The organism is Robiginitalea sp. (assembly GCF_049588695.1).
In the GTDB taxonomy this organism is placed as follows: Bacteria; Bacteroidota; Bacteroidia; order Flavobacteriales; family Flavobacteriaceae; genus Robiginitalea.
Genome location: NZ_JBAVZJ010000651.1, coordinates 1 through 3,301, shown reverse-complemented (window position 1 = coordinate 3,301; position 3,301 = coordinate 1). Strand labels below are relative to the sequence as shown.

Here is a 3,301-nt window from a genome sequence, read left to right as displayed (position 1 = left end):
GGGGCTGGGGCGGTGCCTGGGGCCCGGGTTGGGGAGGCGCCTGGGGACCTAGTGTGAGCACCAGTACGGAAGGAGCTTTGTACATAGACCTTATTGATACGCAGAAAAAGGAACTGATATGGCAGGGACGCGGACAAGGCACGCTGGGAAACACCAGTGATATCGACAAGAAAGAAGCGCGAATCCGGGAATTCGTCTCAAAAATAATGGAAGCCTATCCTCCCGAAATCATCGCTTCGAGATAATTCGAAAATGCAAATTTTAACCCCCGCGTCCGGCGGGGGTTTTCTTTGGCCTGGAATAAAATTTGCATGCGAATTCGTATCTTTAGGTCACCGAAAAATTGTGCTATGCAATACGAAAGCAATCCTATTCTGGACCGTCTGCCCTCCCACCTCAGGCAGTACATCAAACCTCAGAATTACGAAGATTATTCTGCGGTAGACCAGGCTGTATGGAGGTATGTGATGCGCAAAAATGTGGCGTATTTAAGCCAGGTGGCTCACGAGTCTTACCTGAGCGGCCTTCAGAAAACAGGTATTTCTATCGAGCACATCCCGAATATGTATGGGATGAATCGCATTTTAAAAGAAATTGGCTGGGCTGCCGTAGCCGTAGATGGGTTTATTCCTCCGGCGGCCTTTATGGAATTTCAGGCCTATAATGTCCTGGTGATCGCCTCTGATATCCGGCAGCTCGACCATATTGAATACACCCCGGCACCGGACATCATCCACGAAGGTGCGGGGCACGCTCCTATCATCGCAAATCCGGAATACGCCGAGTACCTAAGGCGTTTCGGGGAAATCGGTTGCAAGGCAATTTCCAGTGCCAAAGATTATGAACTTTACGAAGCTGTGCGCCACCTCTCCATTATTAAGGAAGCCCCGGGTACAAGCGAGAAGGCCATAACCGAGGCAGAACAGCACATTGACAAATTACAGGAAAACATGGGGCCTCCCAGCGAAATGGCACTGATCCGAAACCTGCATTGGTGGACCGTGGAATACGGCCTGATCGGAACCCCTGAAGCCCCAAAAATTTACGGGGCCGGCTTGCTTTCTTCTATCGGGGAAAGCAGTTGGTGCATGACCGACAAAGTTTCAAAAATCCCATATTCCATCGAAGCTGTACATACTTCATTCGACATTACCAAGCCCCAACCTCAGCTTTTTGTAACACCCGATTTTGCCTTCTTAAGCCAGGTACTCGAGGAATTCGCCAATACCATGGCGCTGCGCAGGGGTGGCCTCGACGGATTGGAAAAACTAATCGCATCCGAGGCTTTGGGCACCGTGGAGCTCAGTACCGGACTTCAGATTTCAGGGGTATTTACCAGGGCCATAGCCTCTGAGGGCAGGACCGCCTACCTTCAGACTACGGGTCCTACTGCCCTGGCCTATCGGGAAAAAGAACTGATTGGGCATAGTACGGCCTTTCATCCGGATGGGTTCGGGGCGCCGATTGGCAAGTTGAAGGGGATTAACCTGCCCATCGAAGATATGAGTCCGAGGGATTTAAAAGCGTACAAAATTTATGAAGGCGAGCAGGTAACCCTGGAGTTTGAAGGTGGGATTCACCTTCAGGGGGATATTATCACCGGAACCCGGAATTTAAGGGGGGAAATCATCCTGATCACCTTCCAGAACTGCACCGTTCGTTACAAAGACGAGTATTTATTTCGTCCGGAATGGGGACACTACCACATGGCGGTTGGTGAAAATATAGTCTCCGCCTTCAATGGCCCGGCAGACCTTAGCAGCTTTGACCTCAACAGCCATGTTCCCGGGGAAACAACTATAAAGGTTCACAAAGACCCCAAGAGGGAACAACTCGAAAAGCTATATACCCAAATTCGGGAATTCCGTGAAGGGACCAATACCACCATCTCGAGGAATAAGGTTTTTCAGGAACTCAAGGCCTCCCACCCGGAAGACTGGATGCTCCCCGTGGAGATTTACGAATTGGCCCGGGAAGATCGAAATGAGGCATTTGCGTCTGAAATCCTGCAACATCTCGAGCAGGTAAAACGCGAACGTCCCGAAGTAGGGCATCTGATCGATGGGGGAATAGCCCTGGTAGATCAGGCCAAAGTAGCCCTGTGATAAAAAACATTGCGTATTCGTAAATACAACGCTGGAAGGAGAGGTCTGGCGTTAATAAAACTTGGGCACTAACCAGGGGGGGGGTCAATCCAACAACAAATCCCGGGAAGGCATGGATTCCAGTTTCTGATCCTTATAGACCAGCGTCCAGCCCAGGGAACGCGTCAGCACATAGAATTCTGCGAGTTCGCTCAGCAGGCGATTCCTGGCATTGCTTTTCAGGGTTGAATTCTCAATTTTTTTCTCAATGGAGGCGATTACTTTAGATTTGACCCTGTTGTAGTCCTCCGCCTCAAAGGGGTTGAAATAATCGGCACTGACATCGTAATATTCAATATCCGGGTCAATACGGATTTCGGGTTCGGGAATTTCCTCGATATACAGGGTCCGGGTGATACTATCCAGGCGATAGGTCAGCGCACTCAGGTCATAACTTACCGTCGCCCTGGCATTGACAACCACGAGCGCTCGTTTATCCGCCGTAAAGAAGGGTCCGAATAATTCCCGGCTATCCGCGTAACTAAAGACTTCGGCAAAATGCCCTTCCGTAACTACTAATTTCGAAACCTGCTCGATCTGAGAAGTGATAAGGGCCGATTCGGACTGCACTTCGGCTTCTCCTTTACCGGTCCACTCCCAGGATCTGTACAGCAGGACCAGGACCAGGCAGATGGCAAAACCCGCAAGAATTCGTTTCATCTGTTCATGTTTTATTGTTCTTTAAAGGTCGGATGTAATTCGCCATTGAACTTTTCACCGGGTATTGAGAATTTTCATGGCTCATATCATAAGTCAAATTGTATAAAGGGATATTCTGCCGATAGGGCTGCTGCCTTTTCCTTCAGGAGTTCATTTGTGTTGTCCCCTGAAGATTCGGTGGCACGGACATCCCGGTGTGCCATTTGTTTATGTAGTGCCCCCACCCGTTTCATCACGGGTATCGCTAAGGGATCTACCCAGGCCTCTACGAACTTTTCCCAGACAAAATCCACAGCTTGCTCTGTCGGGTGTATAAGGTCCCTGTTATAAAACCGGTAGTCGCGCAATTCATCCATCAACAATTCATAGGCGGGAAAGTAGTGGATATTTGCGCCCCGGACCACTTCGTGGACCGCAGCGATCAGATGTGCCTTACTGCGTTGGTTCTCTACCAGTCCATCCCGCACATGGCGCACCGGGGACACGGTCAGTAGTAC

Annotated in this window: 4 protein-coding genes; 2 read left to right on the top strand and 2 right to left on the bottom strand. The window is 50.1% G+C overall.

The genetic code is table 11. The features are described from left to right. Both WBV75_RS14875 and WBV75_RS14870 read left to right on the top strand, forming a co-directional pair. Window positions 1-245, top strand: a 245-nt coding sequence (locus WBV75_RS14875) for a DUF4136 domain-containing protein (RefSeq protein ID WP_424121366.1), incomplete at its 5' end; no start/stop codon positions are given. A gap of 105 nt (window positions 246-350) precedes the next feature. Then, window positions 351-2,105 carry an aromatic amino acid hydroxylase gene (locus WBV75_RS14870; protein WP_424121365.1) on the top strand — a complete coding sequence of 585 codons (1,755 nt, stop codon included), beginning with the start codon at window positions 351-353 and terminating at the stop codon, window positions 2,103-2,105. An 84-nt stretch (window positions 2,106-2,189) separates the two neighbouring features. Here the strand turns inward: WBV75_RS14870 and WBV75_RS14865 are convergent, their stop codons facing one another. Together WBV75_RS14865 and WBV75_RS14860 are read right to left on the bottom strand one after the other, a co-directional pair. Continuing rightward, entirely contained in the window at window positions 2,190-2,804 is a 615-nt protein-coding gene (locus tag WBV75_RS14865) for a DUF4230 domain-containing protein (RefSeq protein WP_424121364.1), read from the bottom strand. Between the two features lie 86 nt (window positions 2,805-2,890). Next, window positions 2,891-3,301 (bottom strand): GSCFA domain-containing protein (locus WBV75_RS14860; RefSeq protein ID WP_424121363.1); only part of this gene is annotated, 411 nt, incomplete at its 5' end.

Bases quoted from the DNA above. Each gene is read 5' to 3' on its own strand.
- WBV75_RS14865 (WP_424121364.1), bottom strand. From the start codon at position 2,804: ATGAAACGAATTCTTGCGGGTTTTGCCATCTGCCTGGTCCTGGTCCTG.
- WBV75_RS14870 (WP_424121365.1), top strand. From the start codon at position 351: ATGCAATACGAAAGCAATCCTATTCTGGACCGTCTGCCCTCCCACCTC.